The organism is Streptomyces sp. GQFP (assembly GCF_021545335.1).
GTDB lineage: Bacteria > Actinomycetota > Actinomycetes > Streptomycetales > Streptomycetaceae > Streptomyces.
Window position 1 is genome coordinate 6,848,024 of record NZ_CP089312.1, and the last position, 18,253, is coordinate 6,866,276.

An 18,253-nucleotide genomic window follows, 5' to 3' on the forward strand; every position below is an offset into this window, starting at 1 on the left:
GCCTCGTGGACACCCCCCACTCCCGCCGGCACTGCTGCAGAATCCGCCGCAGCTCGGACTCGGTCAGCCACCCGTGCCAGGCCACTTCTCCCGGATCGGGGGCGCCGATCTCCGCGCCTCGCAAACATGCCGAGACGGGCGGGTGGGTGGGAAACCCCCGGTATACGAACTCAGCGGAACACCACCGTCCGATTCCCCTCTACCATCACCCTGCTCTCGCTGTGCCACTTCACCGCGTGCGCCAGCACCTGGGCCTCCACGTCCCGCCCCACCGTCACCAGCTCCCCCGGATCCAGCGAGTGGTCCACCCGCACCACGTCCTGCTCGATGATCTGGCCCTCGTCCAGCTCGGGCGTGACGTAATGCGCCGTCGCGCCCACCAGCTTCACGCCCCGGTCGTACGCCTGCTCGTACGGGCGTGCGCCCTTGAAGCTGGGGAGGAAGGAGTGGTGGATGTTGATCGCCATGCCCTCCAGCTCCTTGCACAGGTCGTCGGAGAGGACCTGCATATAGCGGGCCAGTACCACCAGGTCGATGTCCAACTCGCGGACCAGGTCCAGCAGCCTCGCCTCCGCCTCCGGCTTCGTCTCCCTTGTCACCGGGATGTGGTGGAAGGGGACGCCGTAGCTCTCCGCCAGGCTCTCGAAGTCGCGGTGGTTGGAGACGATCGCAGGGATCTCGATGTTCAGGCCGCCCGTGCGGCGGCGGAACAGGAGGTCGTTCAGGCAGTGGCCGAACTTGGAGACCATGATGAGCGTGCGCGTCGGCGTCGACGCTTCCCGCAGGGTCCAGGAGATGCCGTACGCCTCCGCCACGGGACCGAATCGGTAACGCAGATTTTCCAGGTCCGCGTTTGGATCGGAAACATCGAAGTGGACCCTCATGAAGAAACGCCCCTGAAGCCGATCATCGAACTGCTGGCTCTCCAGGATGTTTCCCGAGTTACGGACGAGAAAGCCGCTCACGGCGTGCACCAGCCCCGAGCTGTCGGGGCAGGAGAGGGTGAGGACGTACTCGCTGCTGCCGGCCTGCGGTCGAGGGGAGTTAGGGGACACGTCAGCCTCCGGTGGTGCGTATTGCACAACATGGTGAGCGATACGCAACATGGTCGGCTCGGTGGCCGGTCGCGTCAAGGGCGGTCGGGTGCGTGTGTGTACGGTCGCGCGCGCAACCGCCGCGCATGTCGAAATCGTCATCCGCCAACTACTTGACGTATGTCCGCACATTCGCCAGGGTGTTCCACCACAAGCAATTGGGTGCACGATGCGCAACGAATTCCTGTGGAAAGGCTTGGCGCGTGGCAGACCTGTATGTGGATGGTGAATGGCGGGAGCCGGTGGCCGGCGGCCGTCGGGAAATTCGATGTCCCGCTGACGGCAGGCTCGCCGCCACCGTCTCGGAGGGGACTCGTCCCGACGCCGAGGCCGCGATCGGCGCCGCCCGCCGCGCCTTCGACACGGGACCCTGGCCGCGTACCCCCGAGCGGGAGCGCGGCGCGCTGCTGCTGCGTACCGCCGACATCATCGAGCGCGACGTCAAGGAGTTCGCCCGCGCCGAGTCCCTCGACACCGGCAAGCGGCTGGTGGAGAGCGAGTACGACATCGCCGATGTCGTTTCGTGTTTTCGGCATTACGGCGGGATCGGTGGCGTCGATGCCGGGCGTGTCATCGACACCGGGCGTGATGACGCCGTCAGTCGGGTCGTTTACGAACCCATCGGTGTGTGCGGGCTCATCACCCCTTGGAACTACCCCCTCCTGCAAGCCAGTTGGAAGGTCGCCCCGGCCCTCCTCGCCGGGAACACCTTCGTCCTCAAGCCCAGTGAGCTGACCCCCTCCACCTCCATCCTGCTCGTGCGGGCGCTCGCCGAGGCCGGGCTTCCCGCCGGGGTCGCCAACCTTGTTCTGGGGGCCGGGCCCGAGGTCGGTGCGCCGCTCTCCGAGCATCCCGCCGTCGACATGGTCTCCTTCACCGGCGGGCTCGAGACCGGGAAACGGATCATGGCCACCGCCGCCGCGGGCGTGAAAAAGGTGGCCCTGGAACTCGGCGGGAAGAACCCCAACGTCGTGTTCGCCGACGCCGACTTCGAGACGGCCGTGGACTTCGCTCTCACGGCCGTCTTTCTGCACTCCGGGCAGGTCTGTTCCGCCGGGGCTCGCCTCATCGTCGAGGAGTCCATCCACGATCGGTTCGTGGATGAGGTCGTGCGGCGGGCCGCGCAGATTCGGCTTGGTGGGCCCTTTGATCCTGACGCCGAGACCGGGGCTCTCATCTCCGCCCAGCATCTCGCGAAGGTCGAGGCCTATGTCGCCGCCGGGCTCGCCGAGGGGGCCGTCCTGCGGTGTGGCGGGGCGCGGCCGGACGATCCCGCCCTCGCCGACGGGCACTACTACCCGCCCACCGTCCTCGACGAGTGCACGCAGGACATGCGCGTCGTGCACGAGGAGTCCTTCGGGCCCGTTCTCACCGTCGAGCGGTTCAGCGGCGACGAGGACGATGCCGTACGCATCGCCAACGACACCGAGTACGGGCTCGCGGGGGCCGTGTGGACGCAGGACGCGGGCAAGGCCCAGCGGGTCGCCCGGCGGCTGCGGCACGGCACCGTGTGGATCAACGACTACCACCCCTATGTGCCGCAGGCGGAATGGGGTGGCTTCGGGCACTCGGGCGTGGGCAGGGAGCTGGGACCGTCCGGCCTGGACGAGTACCGAGAGCCCAAGCACATCTGGCAGAACATCCAACCCCGGCCGCAGCACTGGTTTCGCGGCTGAACGCCGAAAAGAGGTCGATCATGACCCCAGTACAGACCGAGGTGCCGCAGCGGCGCGGCACGTCCCAGGACTCGGACGGCACGCCGGTCATCTCCGTGCGCGGCCTGTGGAAGGTGTTCGGGCCGAAGGCCGACCGGGTGCCGGAATCGGAGGAGCTGTGCGGGCTCACCCGACGCGAGCTCATGGACCGTACGGGATGCACCGCCGCCGTACGGGACGTGCACTTCGACGTGTCGCCGGGGGAGGTGTTCGTCGTCATGGGCCTGTCCGGGTCCGGGAAGTCGACCCTTGTGCGATGTCTCACCCGGCTCATCGAACCCACCGCCGGGGAGATCGTCTTCGAGGGCGAGAACATCCGGGACGCGGACGACAAGCGGCTGCGTGAGCTGCGGCGGCAGAAGTTCTCCATGGTCTTCCAGCACTTCGGACTGCTGCCCCATCGGCGGGTCGTCGACAACGTCGGCTTCGGGCTCGAGATACGGGGGATGGGGCGGGCCGAGCGCGTCAAGCGGGCGCTTGAGGTTGTCGAGCTGGTCGGGCTCTCCGGGTACGAGAACTCCTACCCCGATCAGCTCTCGGGTGGCATGCAGCAACGAGTCGGTCTGGCGCGGGCGTTGGCCGGTGATCCGGATGTTCTGTTCTTCGACGAGCCTTTCTCCGCCCTCGACCCGCTGATCCGGCGGGACATGCAGAACGAGGTCATCCGGCTGCACCACGAGGTCGGCAAGACCATGGTCTTCATCACCCACGACCTGTCCGAGGCCCTCAAGCTGGGCGACCGCATCCTCATCATGCGCGACGGCAAGATGGTGCAGTGCGGGACCGGCGATGAGCTGGTGGGTGCGCCTGCCGATGACTACGTACGCGAGTTCGTCAAGGACGTGCCGCGTGCCGACGTCCTCACCCTGCGCTGGATCATGCGGCCGGCCGCGGACGGTGACGCTCTCGACGGGCCCGAACTCGGGCCTGACGTCGTCGTGCGGGAGGCCACCCGGGCCGTGCTCGCCGCCGAGAAGCCGGTCAAGGTCGTCGAGAACGGCAAGCTGCTCGGCATCGTCGGCGACGAGGAGATCCTCGCCGTGGTCGCCGGGGGCGGGGATATCCCGGTCCAGAAGGGCGGCGACGCGCGATGACCGTCGCCGTGGAGAAGCCACAGAAACCCGAGCCGCCGGGGCCCGCGGACGCCGTGCCCGAGGCCGCGCCCGTCGCCGCCGTACGGCAGGTCAGCCGGCGGATGGTGGTCGGCGCGATCCTCGTCGTCTGGCTGGTGCTGTTCGCCGTACTGCGCGGCACGAACACCCTGACGCTCGCGGCGGCCGACCTGACCGGGCTGCACCGGTGGCTGAACGACGTCAACGACTCGATCGGCGCCAACCGCAACTCCAACCCGCTCTTCCTCTACTTCTTCAACGAGATCCGCCTGGTCATCGACAACCTGGTGACCTTCGTCCAGCATCTGATCTCGCAGCCCTCCGATACCCGGCCCCTGCCGCAGATCGGGTGGCTCGGGGTCGTCGGGATCGCCGGGTTCGTGTCCTGGGCGGTCGGAAACTGGCGGGTGGCGCTGCTGACCGTCGCCGGGTTCACCTTCTTCGGGCTCCAGGGTCTGTGGCAGGAGAGCATGGACACCCTCGCGCTGATCCTGTGCGCGGTGTTCGTGGCGCTGCTGTTCGCGATCCCGCTGGGGGTGTGGGCGGGGCTGTCCGACCGGTTCAACAAGGTCATGACGCCGGTCCTGGACTTCATGCAGACGATGCCCACCTTCGTCTACCTGGCCCCGCTGACCCTGTTCTTCCTCATCGGCGGCGCCTCCGCGACCATCGCCACCGTCATCTACGCGGCCCCGCCGGCGATCCGTATCACCGCGCACGCCATCCGGTCCGTGCCGGAGACCACCGTCGAGGCGGCCGACTCGCTGGGCGCGACCCGCTGGCAGTCGCTGCTGAAGGTCCTGCTGCCGATGTCCAAGCGGACCGTCGTCATGGGCGTCAACCAGACCATCATGGCCGCCCTCGCCATGGTGACCATCGCCGCCCTGATCGACGCGCCCGGCCTCGGCAAGACCGTCATGCAGGCACTCCAGTCGCTCGACGTGGGTACGGCCTTCAACGCGGGCCTCGCCATCGTCGTCATGGCGATCGTCCTGGACCGGGTCACGACCGCGGCGAGCGTACGGGAGGAGGCGGCCCGGCGCTCGGCGGGCCCGCTTCTCGCCCGGCGACGGCAGCTGGTGGTCGCGGGAGCGGCGGTCGCCGCGGTTCTCGTCTACCTCTCGCACACGTACGTGTGGGCGGCGGAGTTCCCCGGCGAGGGCAGTGTCGGCAGCTCCGTCGCGAGCGCCGCCGACACCGCGAGCACCTGGGTGCAGGACAACCTGTCGGGTCTCACCAACGCCTTCCGCGACGCCCTGACCAACGGTCTGCTCAACCCGTTCCAGTCGCTGCTCACCGACTCGCCCTGGTGGCTCGTCGGCGCGGTCCTGATCGGGCTCGGCGTGGTGTTCGGTGGCTGGCGGGCCGGGGTGACGACGGCGGTGTGCGTCGGGCTGCTCGTGGCGACCGGCGTGTGGTCGGACGGCATGACGACGCTGGCGTCCACGCTCGTGGCCACGGTCATGACGATGCTGCTGGCCGTGGTGGTGGGGGTGTGGATGGGGCGCAGTCCGCTCGCGGACCGGCTCATCCGGCCCACGCTGGACGCGGCACAGGTCATGCCGCCGTTCGTCTACCTCGTACCGTTCCTCGCGCTGTTCGGCGCGACCCGCTTCACGGCGATCGTCGCCGCGATCGTCTACGCGGCGCCCGTCGCCATGAAGATCATCGCGGACGGTATACGGAACGTGCCCGCGACCACCGTGGAGGCGGCCACCTCCGCCGGGTGCAACACCTGGCAGATCATCACCAAGGTCCAGCTGCCGATGGCACGCGGCGCCCTGACCCTCGCCACCAACCAGGGCCTGATCTACGTGCTGTCGATGGTTGTTGTGGGCGGCCTGGTAGGCGCGGGCGCCCTCGGCTACGACGTCGTGGCCGGCTTCTCGCAGGGGCAGCTGTACGGGAAGGGGCTGGCCGCGGGGCTGGCCATCGTCCTTCTCGGAGTCATGTTCGACCGGATCACTCAAGCAGCGGCGCGGCGTGCCGGGGCGTAAGGGAGCTACCACCATGGCAAGGCAAGCAACAAAGTGGAGAGTCGGCGCGGCCGGCGTAGTGGCGCTGGGCCTCGCCCTCACCGCCTGCGGTGGCGCGAAGGTCGGCGACGACTCCTCGGGCTCCGACAGTTCCTCCTCCGGGTCCTCCGGCAAGTGCGGCACCTTCAATCTCGCGGTCAACCCGTGGGTGGGTTACGAGGCGAACGCGGCGGTCGTCGCGTACGTCGCGGAGAACGACCTCGGCTGCAAGGTCACCAAGAAGGACCTCAAGGAGGAGATCGCCTGGCAGGGGTTCGGGACGGGCGAGGTCGACGCCGTCATCGAGAACTGGGGCCACGACGACCTGAAGAAGAAGTACATCACCGACCAGAAGACGGCGGTCGAGGCCGGTGCGACCGGCAACGAAGGTCTGATCGGCTGGTACGTGCCGCCGTGGCTGGCCAAGGAGTACCCGGACATCACCGACTGGAACAGCCTCAACAAGTACGCGGCGAAGTTCAAGACGTCCGAGTCGGGCGGCAAGGGCCAGCTTCTCGACGGTGACCCGTCGTTCGTCACCAATGACGAGGCGCTGGTGAAGAACCTGAAGCTGGACTTCAAGGTGGTGTACGCGGGCAGTGAGACGGCGCTCATCCAGGCCTTCCGCAAGGCGGAGAAGAACAAGGAATGGGTGATCGGCTACTTCTACGAGCCTCAGTGGTTCATGGCCGAGGTGCCGCTCGTGAAGGTCAAGCTGCCGGAGTACACGGCGGGTTGTGACGCGGACGCGGAGAAGGTCGCGTGCGACTACCCCGTGTACAAGCTGGACAAGATCGTCAGCGCGAAGTTCGCGAAGTCGGGTAGCCCGGCTTATGACCTGGTGAAGAACTTCACCTGGACGAACGACGATCAGAACACCGTGGCGAAGTACATAGCCGAGGACAAGATGACGCCGGAGGCGGCGGCGAAGAAGTGGGTCGACGCGAACAGGGCGAAGGTGGACGCGTGGATCAAGTAGGACCTGGGGTCCTGGTCCTGAGGTGAAGTGAGTTGAGCATGGCTGCCCGGTGGGCGGTGCGCGTACGGGTGCGCCGCCTGCCGGGCACTGCTGTGTTTTCGCCCCCGCCGCCCCTACCCATTCCCGTCCCCTGGGGGCTGCGCCCCCAGACCCCCCTTTCGGCCTGAACGGCCTCGTCCTCAAACGCCGGACGGGCTGGGGGGTGGTGCGGGCCGGTGAGTGGGAGGGGCGCGCTGAATGAGTTTGTCCTCGAACGTCGGCCAGGTATTTCAGCCCGTCCGGCGTTTGAGGACGAGCGCGTTCAGCGCGGCAGCGGGGGTCTGGGGGCGCAGCCCCCAGGGATGGGAACGGGTAGGGGCGGCGGGGGCGAAAACAAGCCCCTTCTCCCGGCCTTCGGAGCCTCTTGACACCTACCTGCACGGAAGGCACATTGAGTTGCGCAACCTGAATCATGTTGCGTAGACAGCAACTGAACCGGAGGTGCGGCGATGGCGGGACCCCGAGTGGTCATCATCGGAGCGGGCGTCGTTGGCGCGGCACTCGCGGACGAGATCTCCGCGCGAGGCTGGACCGAAGTGACCGTGGTCGACCAGGGGCCGCTTCCCGCCACCGGGGGGTCCTCGTCCCACGCCCCGGGTCTCGTCTTTCAGACGAACTCGTCCAAGACGATGACCGAACTGGCCCGCTACACCGTCGAGAAGTTCTGCTCCCTGGACGTCGACGGCAAGCCCTGCTTCCTCCAGGTCGGCGGCCTGGAAGTCGCCACCACCCCCGAGCGCCTCACCGAACTCCACCGCCGCCACGGCTGGATCACCGCCTGGGGCATCGAGGCGCGTCTCCTGACCGCCGAGGAGTGCGCGGAACAGCACCCCCTCCTCAACCCCGACCGCGTCCTGGGCGGCCTCCTCGTCCCCACCGACGGTCTCGCCAAAGCGGTCCTCGCCGTCGAGGCCCAGATCCGCCGCGCCACCGAACGCGGCGTGACCTTCCTGCCCCGCCACGAGGTACTGGACGTCCAGCAGGTCGATGGTCAGGTCACGGGCGTCCGCACCGACCAGGGCGAGATCCCTGCCGACATCGTCGTGTGCTGCGCCGGTATCTGGGGGCCGAAGATCGCCCGTATGGTCGGGCTGAACCTCCCCCTCACTCCCCTCGCGCATCAACTCGCCTGGACCGGGCCGGTCCCCGCACTCGCGGGCCAGACCGAGGAGGCGGTCCGGCCCATCCTGCGGCACCAGGACGCCGACCTCTACTACCGCGACCGCTTCGACGCCATCGGCATCGGCTACTACGGCCACTGCCCGATGCCGATCACCGCCGACGAGATCCTCTCCTTCGACGAGTCGGACACGGCCGGGGGAATGCCCTCGGTGCTGAAGTTCACCGAGGACGACTTCGAGCCCGCCTGGACGGAAACCCAGTCGCTCCTCCCCTCCACCAAGGACGCGAAGGTCGAGGAGGGCATCAACGGCCTGTTCTCCTTCACCACCGACAACTTCCCCCTCCTCGGCGAGTCCCCTGACGTCAAGGGCTTCTGGGTGGCGGAGGCGGTCTGGGTCACCCACTCCGCGGGCGTCGGCCGTGCCGTCGCCGAGTTGCTGGTCGACGGTTACTGCTCCTCCTTCGACCTGCACGAGTGCGACCTCAACCGCTTCGAGCCGCACCAGCTGTCCCCGGAGTACGTCCTGGCCCGCGACTGCCAGAACTTCGTGGAGGTGTACGACATCCTCCACCCCCTCCAGCCGTCCGGGCACCCCCGCCCGATCCGCACCAGCCCCTTCCACACCCGCCAGCGCGACCTGGGCGCCTTCTTCCTGGAGGCGAACGGCTGGGAGCGCCCGCAGTGGTACGAGGCCAACGCGGGCCTGGTGGCAGGCCGTTCCGTGCCCACCCCGAACGACTGGGCGGCCCAGTTCTGGTCCCCGATCGTCGGAGCCGAGGCCCAGGCGACCCGCGAGACGGTCGCGATGTACGACATGACGGCCCTCAAGCGCCTGGAGGTGACCGGCCCCGGTGCCGCCGACTTCCTGGAGGGCCTCACCACCAGCAAGGTGGCCAAGTCCGTCGGCTCGGTGACGTACACGCTCCTCCTGGACCACGACGGCGGCATCCGCAGCGACATCACGGTCGCCCGCCTCGCCCGCGACCTCTTCCAGGTCGGCGCCAACGGCAACCTGGACCTCGACTGGTTCACCCGCCACCTCCCGGCCGACGGCACGGTCCAGGTCCGCGACATCACCCCGGGCACGTGCTGTGTCGGCCTGTGGGGCCCGCTGGCCCGCAAGGTCCTCCAGCCCCTGACGGACGAGGACTTCTCGAACGACGGCCTGAAGTATTTCCGCGCCAAGCGCGCCTACATCGGCAGCGTCCCGGTGACGGCGATGCGTCTGTCGTACGTCGGCGAACTCGGCTGGGAGCTGTACACGACGGCAGACCAGGGCCAGAAGCTGTGGGACACCCTCTGGCAGGCGGCACAGCCCCTGGGCGGCATCGTGGCGGGCCGCGGCGCCTTCAACAGCCTCCGCCTGGAGAAGGGTTACCGCTCCTTCGGCACCGACATGACGTACGAGCACGACCCGTACGAGGCCGGCGTCGGCTTCGCGGTGAAGCTCGACAAGGGCGAATTCATCGGCAGGGCGGCCCTGGAACGCCGTAAGGCCGATGTCCGGCGAAAGCTCACCTGCCTGACGATCGAGGACCCGCGACAGGTCGTCATGGGCAAGGAGCCGGTGTACGAGGGGGAGCGGGCCGTCGGTTACGTGACGAGCGCCGCGTACGGCTACACGATCGGCAAGGGCATCGCGTATGCCTGGCTGCCCGCCGAACTGGCCACCCCCGGCACGGTGTTGCACATCGGCTACTTCGACGAGCGCGTCGAGGCGGTGGTCGCCGAGGAGCCCCTGTTCGACCCGACGATGTCCCGCCTCCGGGGCTAGAACCCCAGTCCACTCATGGCAGCAGAAGACGGAGACGCGCGATGAGCCCCCGTACCCCCGGCGCCGAACTGCCGGAGCATCCCGACTGGCTGTGGCGTACGCCCGAGCCGAAGCGTTCGTACGACGTGGTCATCGTGGGCGGTGGTGGGCACGGCCTTGCCACGGCCCACTATCTGGCGAAGAACCACGGCATCACGAACGTCGCCGTGCTGGAGAAGGGCTGGCTGGCGGGCGGCAACATGGCCCGCAACACCACGATCATCCGCTCGAACTACCTGTGGGACGAGAGCGCGGGGATCTACGAGCACGCGCTGAAGCTGTGGGAGGGACTGGAGGAGGAGCTGGACTACCCCATCCTCTTCTCCCAGCGAGGCGTGCTGAACCTCGCCCACAGCCTCCAGGACGTCCGCGACAGCGTGCGCCGGGTCGAGGCGAACCGCCTCAACGGCGTGGACGCCGAATGGCTCGACGAGCGGCAGGTCAAGGAAGTCTGCCCGATCGTCAACATCTCACCGGACGTGCGCTATCCGGTGATGGGCGGTACGTATCAACCCCGCGCCGGGATCGCGAAGCACGACCACGTGGCGTGGGGGCTGGCCCGCTCGGCGGACGCGGCGGGCATCGACATCATCCAGAACTGTGAGGTCACGGGCCTGGATGTGGTCGGGGGGAGGGTGGTTGGGGTTCAGACGACCCTGGGCCCGATCGCGGCGGGCAAGGTGGCGCTCTGCTCGGCGGGTCACTCCTCGGTCCTGGCGGCGATGGCGGGCATCGAACTCCCGCTCCAGAGCCACCCGTTGCAGGCACTGGTCAGCGAGCTGCTGGAGCCGGTGCATCCGACGGTGGTGATGTCCAACGCGGTGCACGTGTACGTCAGCCAGGCGCACAAGGGCGAGTTGGTGATGGGCGCGGGCATCGACTCGTACAACTCCTATACGCAGCGCGGCGCGTTCCACATCATCGAGGAGCAGATGTCGGCGGCGTTGGAACTCTTCCCGGTGTTCGCCCGAGCCCATGTGCTGCGCACCTGGGGCGGCATCGTGGACGTGAGTCCCGACGCGTCGCCGATCGTCGGTCTCACCCCGGTGGACAACCTGTACCTGAACTGCGGCTGGGGAACGGGCGGTTTCAAGGCCACCCCGGGCGTCGGCTGGGTCTACGCCCACACGATCGCCCACGACACGCCCCACCCGCTCAACGCCCCCTTCTCGCTCGACCGTTTCACCACCGGCGCGCTCGTCGACGAGCACGGCGCGGCCGCGGTGGCCCACTAGGGATCCTCAAGGGAGCCGAACGACATGCTGCTCATCCCCTGCCCGTGGTGCGGGCCCCGCGACGAGGCCGAGTTCCACTACGGCGGCCAGGCCCACGTCCCCTACCCGGAGGACCCGTCGGCCCTGACCGACGAGGAGTGGGCCCGGTACCTGTTCTTCCGCGCCAACCCGAAGGGTCCGTTCGCCGAGCGCTGGACCCACTCGGCGGGCTGCCGCAGGTGGTTCAACGCCGTTCGGGACACGGGGACGAACGAGATCCTGGCGGTGTACAGGGCGGGGGAGGACCGTCCGGCAGCTCCGGTACCTGTTGAGGAGGGGCGCGCCTTTCCAGCTCCTACGGCACCTGTTGAGTCCGGGGGCACCCATCCAGCCCGTCCGGCGTTTGAGGACGAGGCCCCTTCAGGGCCGACCGGGGGCCTGGGGGCGGAGCCCTCAGAAATTTCGGGAAGGGGTGGGGTGGGGGAGAAGAACCAGCCGTTCAGACTCCCCACCCGAGGCCGAGTCAACCGCGAAAACCCCCTCACCTTCACCTTCGACGGCACCGAATACCACGGCCACGAAGGCGACACCCTCGCCTCAGCCCTCCTCGCCAACGGCGTCATCCACACCGGCACCAGCATCAAACTCGGCCGCCCCCGAGGCATCTTCTCCGCCGGCCCGGAGGAACCCAACGCGGTCATCCAGATCGAGGCCCCGTTCCCCGAACCGATGCTCCCCGCCACCACGGTGGAGCTGTACGACGGCCTGGTCGCGACCAGCCTCCCCGGCCAGGGCCGCCTCGCCACCACCCCCGACCCCGCCCGCTACGACGCCGTACACGCCCACTGCGACGTACTGATCGTCGGCGCGGGCCCCGCAGGCCTCGCCGCGGCGGCGACCGCCGCCCGCACCGGCGCCCGCGTCATCCTCGCGGACGACCGCCCGGAGCCGGGCGGCAGCCTCCTGGGCACGGGCGAGCACCTCGACTGGGTGGACGAGACAGCCACCCACCTCCGAACGGCCCCCGACGTACGCGTCCTGCCCCGCACGACCGTCTTCGGCTACTACGACGACAACCACCTCCTCGCCGTCGAGCGCCGCACCAACCACCTGGGCGCGGCCGCCCCCGAGAACGTCTCCCGCGAGCGCGTCTGGCGCATCCGCGCCCGCCGAGTCGTCCTCGCGACCGGCGCCCACGAACGCTCGCTGGCCTTCGCGGACAACGACCGCCCGGGCGTGATGCTGGCCGCCTCGGCGCGTACGTACGTGAACCGCCACGGCGTCCTGCCCGGCCGCAGGGCGGTCGTGTTCACCACGAACGACAGCGCGTACGCGGCGGCACTGGACCTCGCCGCGGCGGGTGCGGACGTACCGGCGATCGTCGACACCCGCACCGACCCGGGTGAGTGGGCGGACCGCGCAAGGGCGGCCGGCATCGAGGTGCTGGCCGGACACGCGGTCGTCGGCACGGAGGGCGACGCGCGCCTGACGGCCGTAACGGTCGCCCCGTACGGAGAGTTCGACGGAGAACTCACCGGAGGACAGCGGGAGTTCACCGCCGACCTCCTCCTCGTCTCCGGCGGCTGGAACCCGGTGGCCCACCTGTTCAGCCAGGCCGGCGGCAAGCTCCGCCACGACGACACGCTCGGCACGTTCGTCCCCGACAGCTGCCGTCAGGCCGTCGAGGTCGCGGGCAGCGCGACCGGCGTCCTGGACCTGCCGACGGTCCTCGCTCAGGGCGTGGCCGCCGCGTCCCGGGCGATCGAGGCGGAGGGCTACACGCCCCGGGAACCGAACCTCCCCGCCCCGGCCGTGGAACCCCACACCCCGCCCATGCACGTGTACGCCATCCCGGACGCCTCCGACACCCGCTCCTTCGTCGACCTCCAGCGTGATGTCACCGTCGACGACCTGGCCCGCGCGACCGGCGCCGGTATGCGCTCGGTCGAGCACACCAAGCGCTACACGACGGCGGGCACGGCCAACGACCAGGGCAAGACGTCCGGGCTCCTGGCCAGCGGTATCGTCGCCGCGCTGCTCGGCGTCGACATCTCGGCGCTCGGCACGACCACGTTCCGGCCGCCGTACACGCCCGTCTCCTTCGCCGCCCTCGCGGGCCGCGACCGGGGCGCGCTGCACGACCCGATCCGGACGACCGCCCTGCACACCTGGCATGTCGAGCACGGCGCGCTCTTCGAGAACGTCGGCCAGTGGAAGCGCCCCTGGTACTACCCCCGGGCCGGCGAGGACATGGAGGCGGCCGTCCTGCGCGAGTGCGCCGCCGCCCGCGACGGCGTGGGCTTCATGGACGCGTCCACCCTCGGCAAGATCGACGTACAGGGCCCGGACGCGGGTGTCTTCCTCGACCTGCTCTACACCAACATGATGAGCACCCTGAAGGTCGGCATGATCCGCTACGGCGTGATGTGCCGCCCGGACGGCATGGTCTTCGACGACGGAACCGTCATCCGCCTCGCCCAGGACCGCTTCCTGGTCACCACGACGACGGGCAACGCCGCCGCCGTACTGGACTGGATGGAGGAGTGGTCCCAGACCGAGTGGCCGGACCTACGGGTCCACTGCACGTCGGTCACCGAGCAGTGGGCGACGGTCGCTCTCGTCGGTCCCCGCTCCCGGGACGTCCTCGGCTCCCTCGCGCCCCAACTGGCCGTGGACAACGCGGACTTCCCGTTCATGGCCTGGCGCGAAACACCCGTCGCGGGCATCGACGCACGCGTCTGCCGGATCAGCTTCTCCGGTGAACTCGCCTACGAGATCAACGTGTCACCGTGGGAGGCCCGCGCCCTCTGGGAGGCGCTGTACGAGGCCGGCGCCCCGTACGGCATCACCCCCTACGGCACCGAGACCATGCACGTCCTGCGCGCCGAGAAGGGCTACCCGATCATCGGCCAGGACACCGACGGCACCGTGACTCCCCAGGATCTCGGCATGAGCTGGGTCGTGTCGAAGAAGAAGCCCGACTTCATCGGCAAGCGGTCGTACGCCCGTGCCGACGCCGTCCGTCCCGACCGCAAGCACCTGGTCGGCCTGCTCCCGGACGACCCCGGCACCTTCCTCCCCGAGGGCACCCAGCTGGTCGCCGACAGCGTGCTGCCCGCGCCGCCCGTCCCGATGCTCGGCCATGTCACCTCCAGCTACCGCAGCGCAGCCCTGGGCCGGACCTTCGCCCTCGCCCTGATCAAGGGCGGCCGGGAACGCGTCGGCGAGCGGCTGTACGCCCCCGTGGGCGACCGTCTGGTCCCGGTGACCGTCGCGAGCCCCGTCCTCTACGACCCCGAGGGAGCCCGCCGAGATGGCTGACACCACCGCCCCGCTCCACAGCAGCCCCGCGTCCCGCGTGTCCCCCGTGTCCCACGCGGCCGACCGTCTCGCCGCCGCGACCCGCGCCTCCGGGGGCGCGGTCCGGCTGGCCGAACTCCCCTTCCTGGCCCAGCTGAACGTGCGCCTCGACGCCAAGGGAGCGGCGGCCGACGCCATCGGGCTCGCGCTGGGCGTCCCGCTGCCCCTCGCCCCCAACACCGTCGTACGGGCAGGGGAGTTGGTCGCCCTCTGGCTGGGCCCGGACGAGTGGCTGCTCGTGGGCCCGCCCGGCGGCGAACGGGATCTGGAAGGCCGTATCCGGGAGGCGGCCGGGGACGAGCCGGTGTCCGTCACCGACGTCTCCGCCCAGCGCACCACCCTCCTCGTCACGGGCCCGAGCGCCCGCGACCTCCTCGCCCACGGCTGCGCCCTCGACCTGCACCCGCGCGCCTTCGGCCCCGGCCACTGCGCCCAGACGACCCTCGGCCGCACCCAGGTGGTCCTGGTTGCCCGGGACGAACCCAGGGCCGGCTTCTGGGTCCTGGTCCGCTCGTCCTTCGCCGGCTATCTGACGGACTGGCTGCTGGACGCGGCGACGGAGTACGTGGGCTGACGCTGTACATCGGCTGACACCGTACATCGGATCTATCTTTGGCGAGTCGTGGACATTGACGCGCATCAGGGTCAGTCCTACGCTCCCACCACAGATAGATCCGATGAATCACCGATGCTCGCCGATCCAACCACCCCCCGGAAGGGTTAGATTGTCATGCACTCATCAAGGCGAACGATTCTGGCGGCCGGAGGCTTACTCGCCGGAGGCGCCCTCTGGTCGACGACCCGGTCGACGGCCTTCGCGTCTCCCGCAGCCGCAGCCGCAGCCGCACCAGCCGCCTCCCCCACGGACGGCTGGACGAGGACGACCTTCACCTACGGCATGCAGAAGCCGTGGAACCTGGCCCTGAGCGACCGGTACGGCAACAGCGGCGGCGTCCACCGCATGTGGGTCTACGACACCGACGAGCCCATGTCCGAGGGCGGTTCGACCGACCCGCGCACCGAGATGCGCTGGCGGCAGGAGTACACGTCGGGCCGCCACATGTGGGACGCCGACGTGTACCTCCCGTCGGGCACGAACGGCGCGACCTTCGTGCAGATCCTCCGCGTGATCCACCCCGAGGGCACCCCGGCCACGGACTTCATGCTCAACGCGTACAGCGGGAGCGGCGGCACGGTACGGGCGTACGACAGCACGGTCCTGAAGACCGACGCGTACGACACGTGGTTCAACGTCAAGCTCGCGCACGACGCGTCGGCGGGCAGTGTGAACGTCTATTTCGACAACGAGTTGGTCCTCACGAGGGACGACCGGGGCCCCGCCACCCGGCACTTCAAGAACGGCGTCTACCACCACGGCGGCGGACGGGCCGAGGCCCGCTTCCGCAACATCACCTACTGGACGCGGTGATCCGGCGATGACCTCCAGAAGAGCGGTCATCGGATCGGCGCTGGCCGGAACAACGGCCGCCGCCCTGCCGGGAGTTGCCCAGGCGGGCGACAGTGCGGGTGTCACCGGCCCTCCGTCAGGCGGCCGTTGGAAGCTCCGCAACTGCATGGACTCGGACGCGGCCTGGGCGGAATTCCTGCGCCGGCAGGATCTGCTGTGGCGCAGGGTGCCCACGCTGTGGCACGAGGGTCCGTTCCTCGGGGACGGGCGGCTGGGCAGCATGGTGTACCGGGAGCCGGGCGCGAACGCGATCCGCTTCACCGTCCAGCACGGCGAAGTCCAGGACCACCGCCCGGAGTTCGGCAGCGGCTGGGGCACCTGCCGCCTCCCGGTCGGACATCTGACCCTGGACCCGGTCGGCACCATCACCGCCGTGGACTGGCGCCTGAGCCTGTGGAACGCCGAACTGACCGGCACGATCACCACGGACAAGGGCACGCTCACCCTCGCCGCCCTCATCCACGACGGCATCCTCGCCGCCCGTGTCACGGCGTCCGGGGACGAGGAGGTCCACTGGACCTTCCACCCGGAGGAGGCCATCAGCCCGCGCAAGATCAGCGAGGCCCCACCGGCGGGATACGTCCCCAACCCGCCCTGGACCACCGGGTCGACGGGCGACGGCATCGAGCAGGTCCTCCAGCCCCTCACGGGAGGCGGCCAGACGGCGACGGCCTACCGCCACTCGGACTCGCACGACACCCTCCTCCTCACGGTCGGCCACAGCCACCCGTCCGACACCAGGGCGGGGGAGGAGTCGCTCAGGAAGATCCGCCGCGCCAGGCCGAGTTACGCGGCCCTCCGCGCCCCGCACACCCGCTGGTGGCACACGTACTACCGCAAGAGCTTCATCTCGTTCCCCGACGAGCGGCTGCAGAGCTTCCACTGGATCCAGCTCTACAAGGTCGCGTCGGCCAGCCGAGCGGGCGGCCCGCCGATGGCCACCTGCGGCCCCTGGCTGGAGCCCACGCCCTGGCCGGCGGTGTGGTGGAACCTCAACATCCAGCTGGAGTACTGGCTCATCCACGGCTCCAACCACCTGGAACTGGACGCGCTGGCCACGACCGTCCGCCAGAACCAGGAACAGCTGACCGCCAACGTGCCCGCCGCGTACCGCTCGGACAGCTCCGGAGTGGGCCGCAGCTCCGACATGTTCGCCAACCGGAACGTCGGCACACCGGGCAGCGGCGCCGAAGTCGGCGACCTGACCTGGGCGTTGCACAACGTGTGGCTGAGCTACCGCCACAGCATGGACGAGAGGCTGCTGCGGGACACCCTCTACCCCCTCCTCCGCCGGGCGATCAACTACTACCTGCACTTCCTCCAGCCAGGAGACGACGGCAAGCTGCACCTCCCGTCGACGCTCTCCCCGGAGTACCCGGTGATCCCCCCGAAGGACACCAACTACGATCTGGCGCTCATCCGTTGGGGCTGCACCGCGCTCCTGGAGGCGGCGGAACGCCTGGGCGTCGACGACCCGCTCGCGCCCCGCTGGCAGGAGACCCTGGCCAGGCTGACGCCGTACCCGGTGGACGGCAACGGCTACATGATCGGCGCGGACACCCCGTACGCGCAGTCCCATCGCCACTACTCGCACCTGCTGATGGTCTACCCGCTGTACCTGGTCAACTGGGACCAGCCGGAACACCGCGAGCTGATCGAGAAGTCGGTGGTCCACTGGCACGCGCTGACCGGCTCCCACCGCGGCTACAGCTACACGGGTGCCGCGTCGCTGTACGCGATGATGGGCCGCGGCGACACGGCCCTGGCCTACCTGAAGAAGTTCTTCGACACCAGCACGCGCTACCCGTGCCGGGCCAACACCCACTACACGGAGGCCGGCCCGGTCATCGAGACCCCTCTCTCGGCCTCCCAGTCGCTGCACGACATGCTCTGCCAGAGCTGGGGCGACGTCATACGGGTCTTCCCCGCCGTCCCGCCCACCTGGCCGGACGTCACCCTCCACGACTTCCGCGCCCAGGGCGCCTTCCTGATCAGCGCGGTCCGTACGGCGGGCGCCACTCGCTTCATCCGCATCCGAAGCCTGGCGGGCGAGCCGCTGCGCCTGCGGCACGACCTGACCGGCGGTCCGGTGCGGGCGGTGCTGGACGACGGCACCCGGGCCCGTGCGGAGGTGTCGGAGGACGGCACCCTCACGATCGAGCTGGCCAAGGGGCGGGAGGTGCTGCTGTACGCGGGGGAGCGGCCGGACCTCGTGATCGGGCCGGTGGCTCCGGTGGAGCGGGGGGAGGCCTGGGGACTGCCGTAGAACCGTGCGGCCTTTCTGCGGGGCATGGCATTCCTTCCCGACTGGGCTACTTGCG

General features: G+C 69.5%; 11 protein-coding genes. 10 read left to right on the top strand and 1 reads right to left on the bottom strand.

Annotated elements, in window-relative coordinates:
* Positions 1 to 170: 170 nt before the first annotated feature.
* Complete coding sequence (purU, locus tag LUX31_RS30870; protein ID WP_235478584.1) at positions 171 to 1,055, bottom strand: formyltetrahydrofolate deformylase; 885 nt, start codon at positions 1,053 to 1,055, stop codon at positions 171 to 173.
* Between the two features lie 242 nt (positions 1,056 to 1,297).
* Here purU and LUX31_RS30875 point away from each other — a divergent pair, with 242 nt between their 5' ends.
* The 10 genes from LUX31_RS30875 (at position 1,298) to LUX31_RS30920 (ending at position 18,198) form a co-directional block, all read left to right on the top strand.
* Positions 1,298 to 2,770 carry an aldehyde dehydrogenase family protein gene (locus LUX31_RS30875; protein ID WP_235478585.1) on the top strand — a complete coding sequence of 491 codons (1,473 nt, stop codon included), beginning with the start codon at positions 1,298 to 1,300 and terminating at the stop codon, positions 2,768 to 2,770.
* Positions 2,771 to 2,790: 20 nt separating this feature from the next.
* Positions 2,791 to 3,903 (top strand): quaternary amine ABC transporter ATP-binding protein, encoded by a 1,113-nt coding sequence (locus LUX31_RS30880; RefSeq protein ID WP_235478586.1) that lies wholly within the window; start codon positions 2,791 to 2,793, stop codon positions 3,901 to 3,903.
* Positions 3,900 to 5,918, top strand: coding sequence for an ABC transporter permease (locus LUX31_RS30885; protein ID WP_235478587.1), 2,019 nt, complete (start codon positions 3,900 to 3,902; stop codon positions 5,916 to 5,918). The genes LUX31_RS30880 and LUX31_RS30885 overlap by 4 nt, the downstream gene beginning before the upstream one ends.
* Before the next feature lie 13 nt (positions 5,919 to 5,931).
* Positions 5,932 to 6,915, top strand: a complete 984-nt coding sequence (locus LUX31_RS30890; protein ID WP_235478588.1) for an ABC transporter substrate-binding protein — start codon at positions 5,932 to 5,934, stop codon at positions 6,913 to 6,915.
* Positions 6,916 to 7,403: 488 nt separating this feature from the next.
* Positions 7,404 to 9,851, top strand: coding sequence for a GcvT family protein (locus LUX31_RS30895; protein WP_235478589.1), 2,448 nt, complete (start codon positions 7,404 to 7,406; stop codon positions 9,849 to 9,851).
* A gap of 41 nt (positions 9,852 to 9,892) precedes the next feature.
* Positions 9,893 to 11,125, top strand: a complete 1,233-nt coding sequence (locus tag LUX31_RS30900) for a sarcosine oxidase subunit beta family protein (RefSeq protein WP_235478590.1) — start codon at positions 9,893 to 9,895, stop codon at positions 11,123 to 11,125.
* A gap of 24 nt (positions 11,126 to 11,149) precedes the next feature.
* Complete coding sequence (locus tag LUX31_RS30905; RefSeq protein ID WP_235478591.1) at positions 11,150 to 14,425, top strand: sarcosine oxidase subunit alpha family protein; 3,276 nt, start codon at positions 11,150 to 11,152, stop codon at positions 14,423 to 14,425.
* Entirely contained in the window at positions 14,418 to 15,038 is a 621-nt protein-coding gene (locus LUX31_RS30910; protein ID WP_235478592.1) for a sarcosine oxidase subunit gamma, read from the top strand. Before LUX31_RS30905 ends, LUX31_RS30910 begins: the two co-directional genes overlap by 8 nt.
* A gap of 156 nt (positions 15,039 to 15,194) precedes the next feature.
* On the top strand, positions 15,195 to 15,893 hold the full coding sequence (locus LUX31_RS30915; RefSeq protein WP_235478593.1) for a cinnamyl alcohol dehydrogenase: 699 nt from the start codon (positions 15,195 to 15,197) through the stop codon (positions 15,891 to 15,893).
* A 7-nt stretch (positions 15,894 to 15,900) separates the two neighbouring features.
* Positions 15,901 to 18,198, top strand: coding sequence for a glycosyl hydrolase family 95 catalytic domain-containing protein (locus tag LUX31_RS30920; protein WP_235478594.1), 2,298 nt, complete (start codon positions 15,901 to 15,903; stop codon positions 18,196 to 18,198).
* The last annotated feature ends 55 nt before the right edge of the window (positions 18,199 to 18,253 follow it).

What these genes read in the sequence shown, in the direction of transcription:
- LUX31_RS30880 (WP_235478586.1), top strand. Translation starts at nt 2,791, where the DNA reads ATGACCCCAGTACAGACCGAGGTGCCGCAGCGGCGCGGCACGTCCCAG.
- LUX31_RS30885 (WP_235478587.1), top strand. Translation starts at nt 3,900, where the DNA reads ATGACCGTCGCCGTGGAGAAGCCACAGAAACCCGAGCCGCCGGGGCCC.
- LUX31_RS30890 (WP_235478588.1), top strand. Translation starts at nt 5,932, where the DNA reads ATGGCAAGGCAAGCAACAAAGTGGAGAGTCGGCGCGGCCGGCGTAGTG.
- LUX31_RS30895 (WP_235478589.1), top strand. Translation starts at nt 7,404, where the DNA reads ATGGCGGGACCCCGAGTGGTCATCATCGGAGCGGGCGTCGTTGGCGCG.
- LUX31_RS30900 (WP_235478590.1), top strand. Translation starts at nt 9,893, where the DNA reads ATGAGCCCCCGTACCCCCGGCGCCGAACTGCCGGAGCATCCCGACTGG.
- LUX31_RS30905 (WP_235478591.1), top strand. Translation starts at nt 11,150, where the DNA reads ATGCTGCTCATCCCCTGCCCGTGGTGCGGGCCCCGCGACGAGGCCGAG.
- LUX31_RS30910 (WP_235478592.1), top strand. Translation starts at nt 14,418, where the DNA reads ATGGCTGACACCACCGCCCCGCTCCACAGCAGCCCCGCGTCCCGCGTG.
- LUX31_RS30915 (WP_235478593.1), top strand. Translation starts at nt 15,195, where the DNA reads ATGCACTCATCAAGGCGAACGATTCTGGCGGCCGGAGGCTTACTCGCC.
- LUX31_RS30920 (WP_235478594.1), top strand. Translation starts at nt 15,901, where the DNA reads ATGACCTCCAGAAGAGCGGTCATCGGATCGGCGCTGGCCGGAACAACG.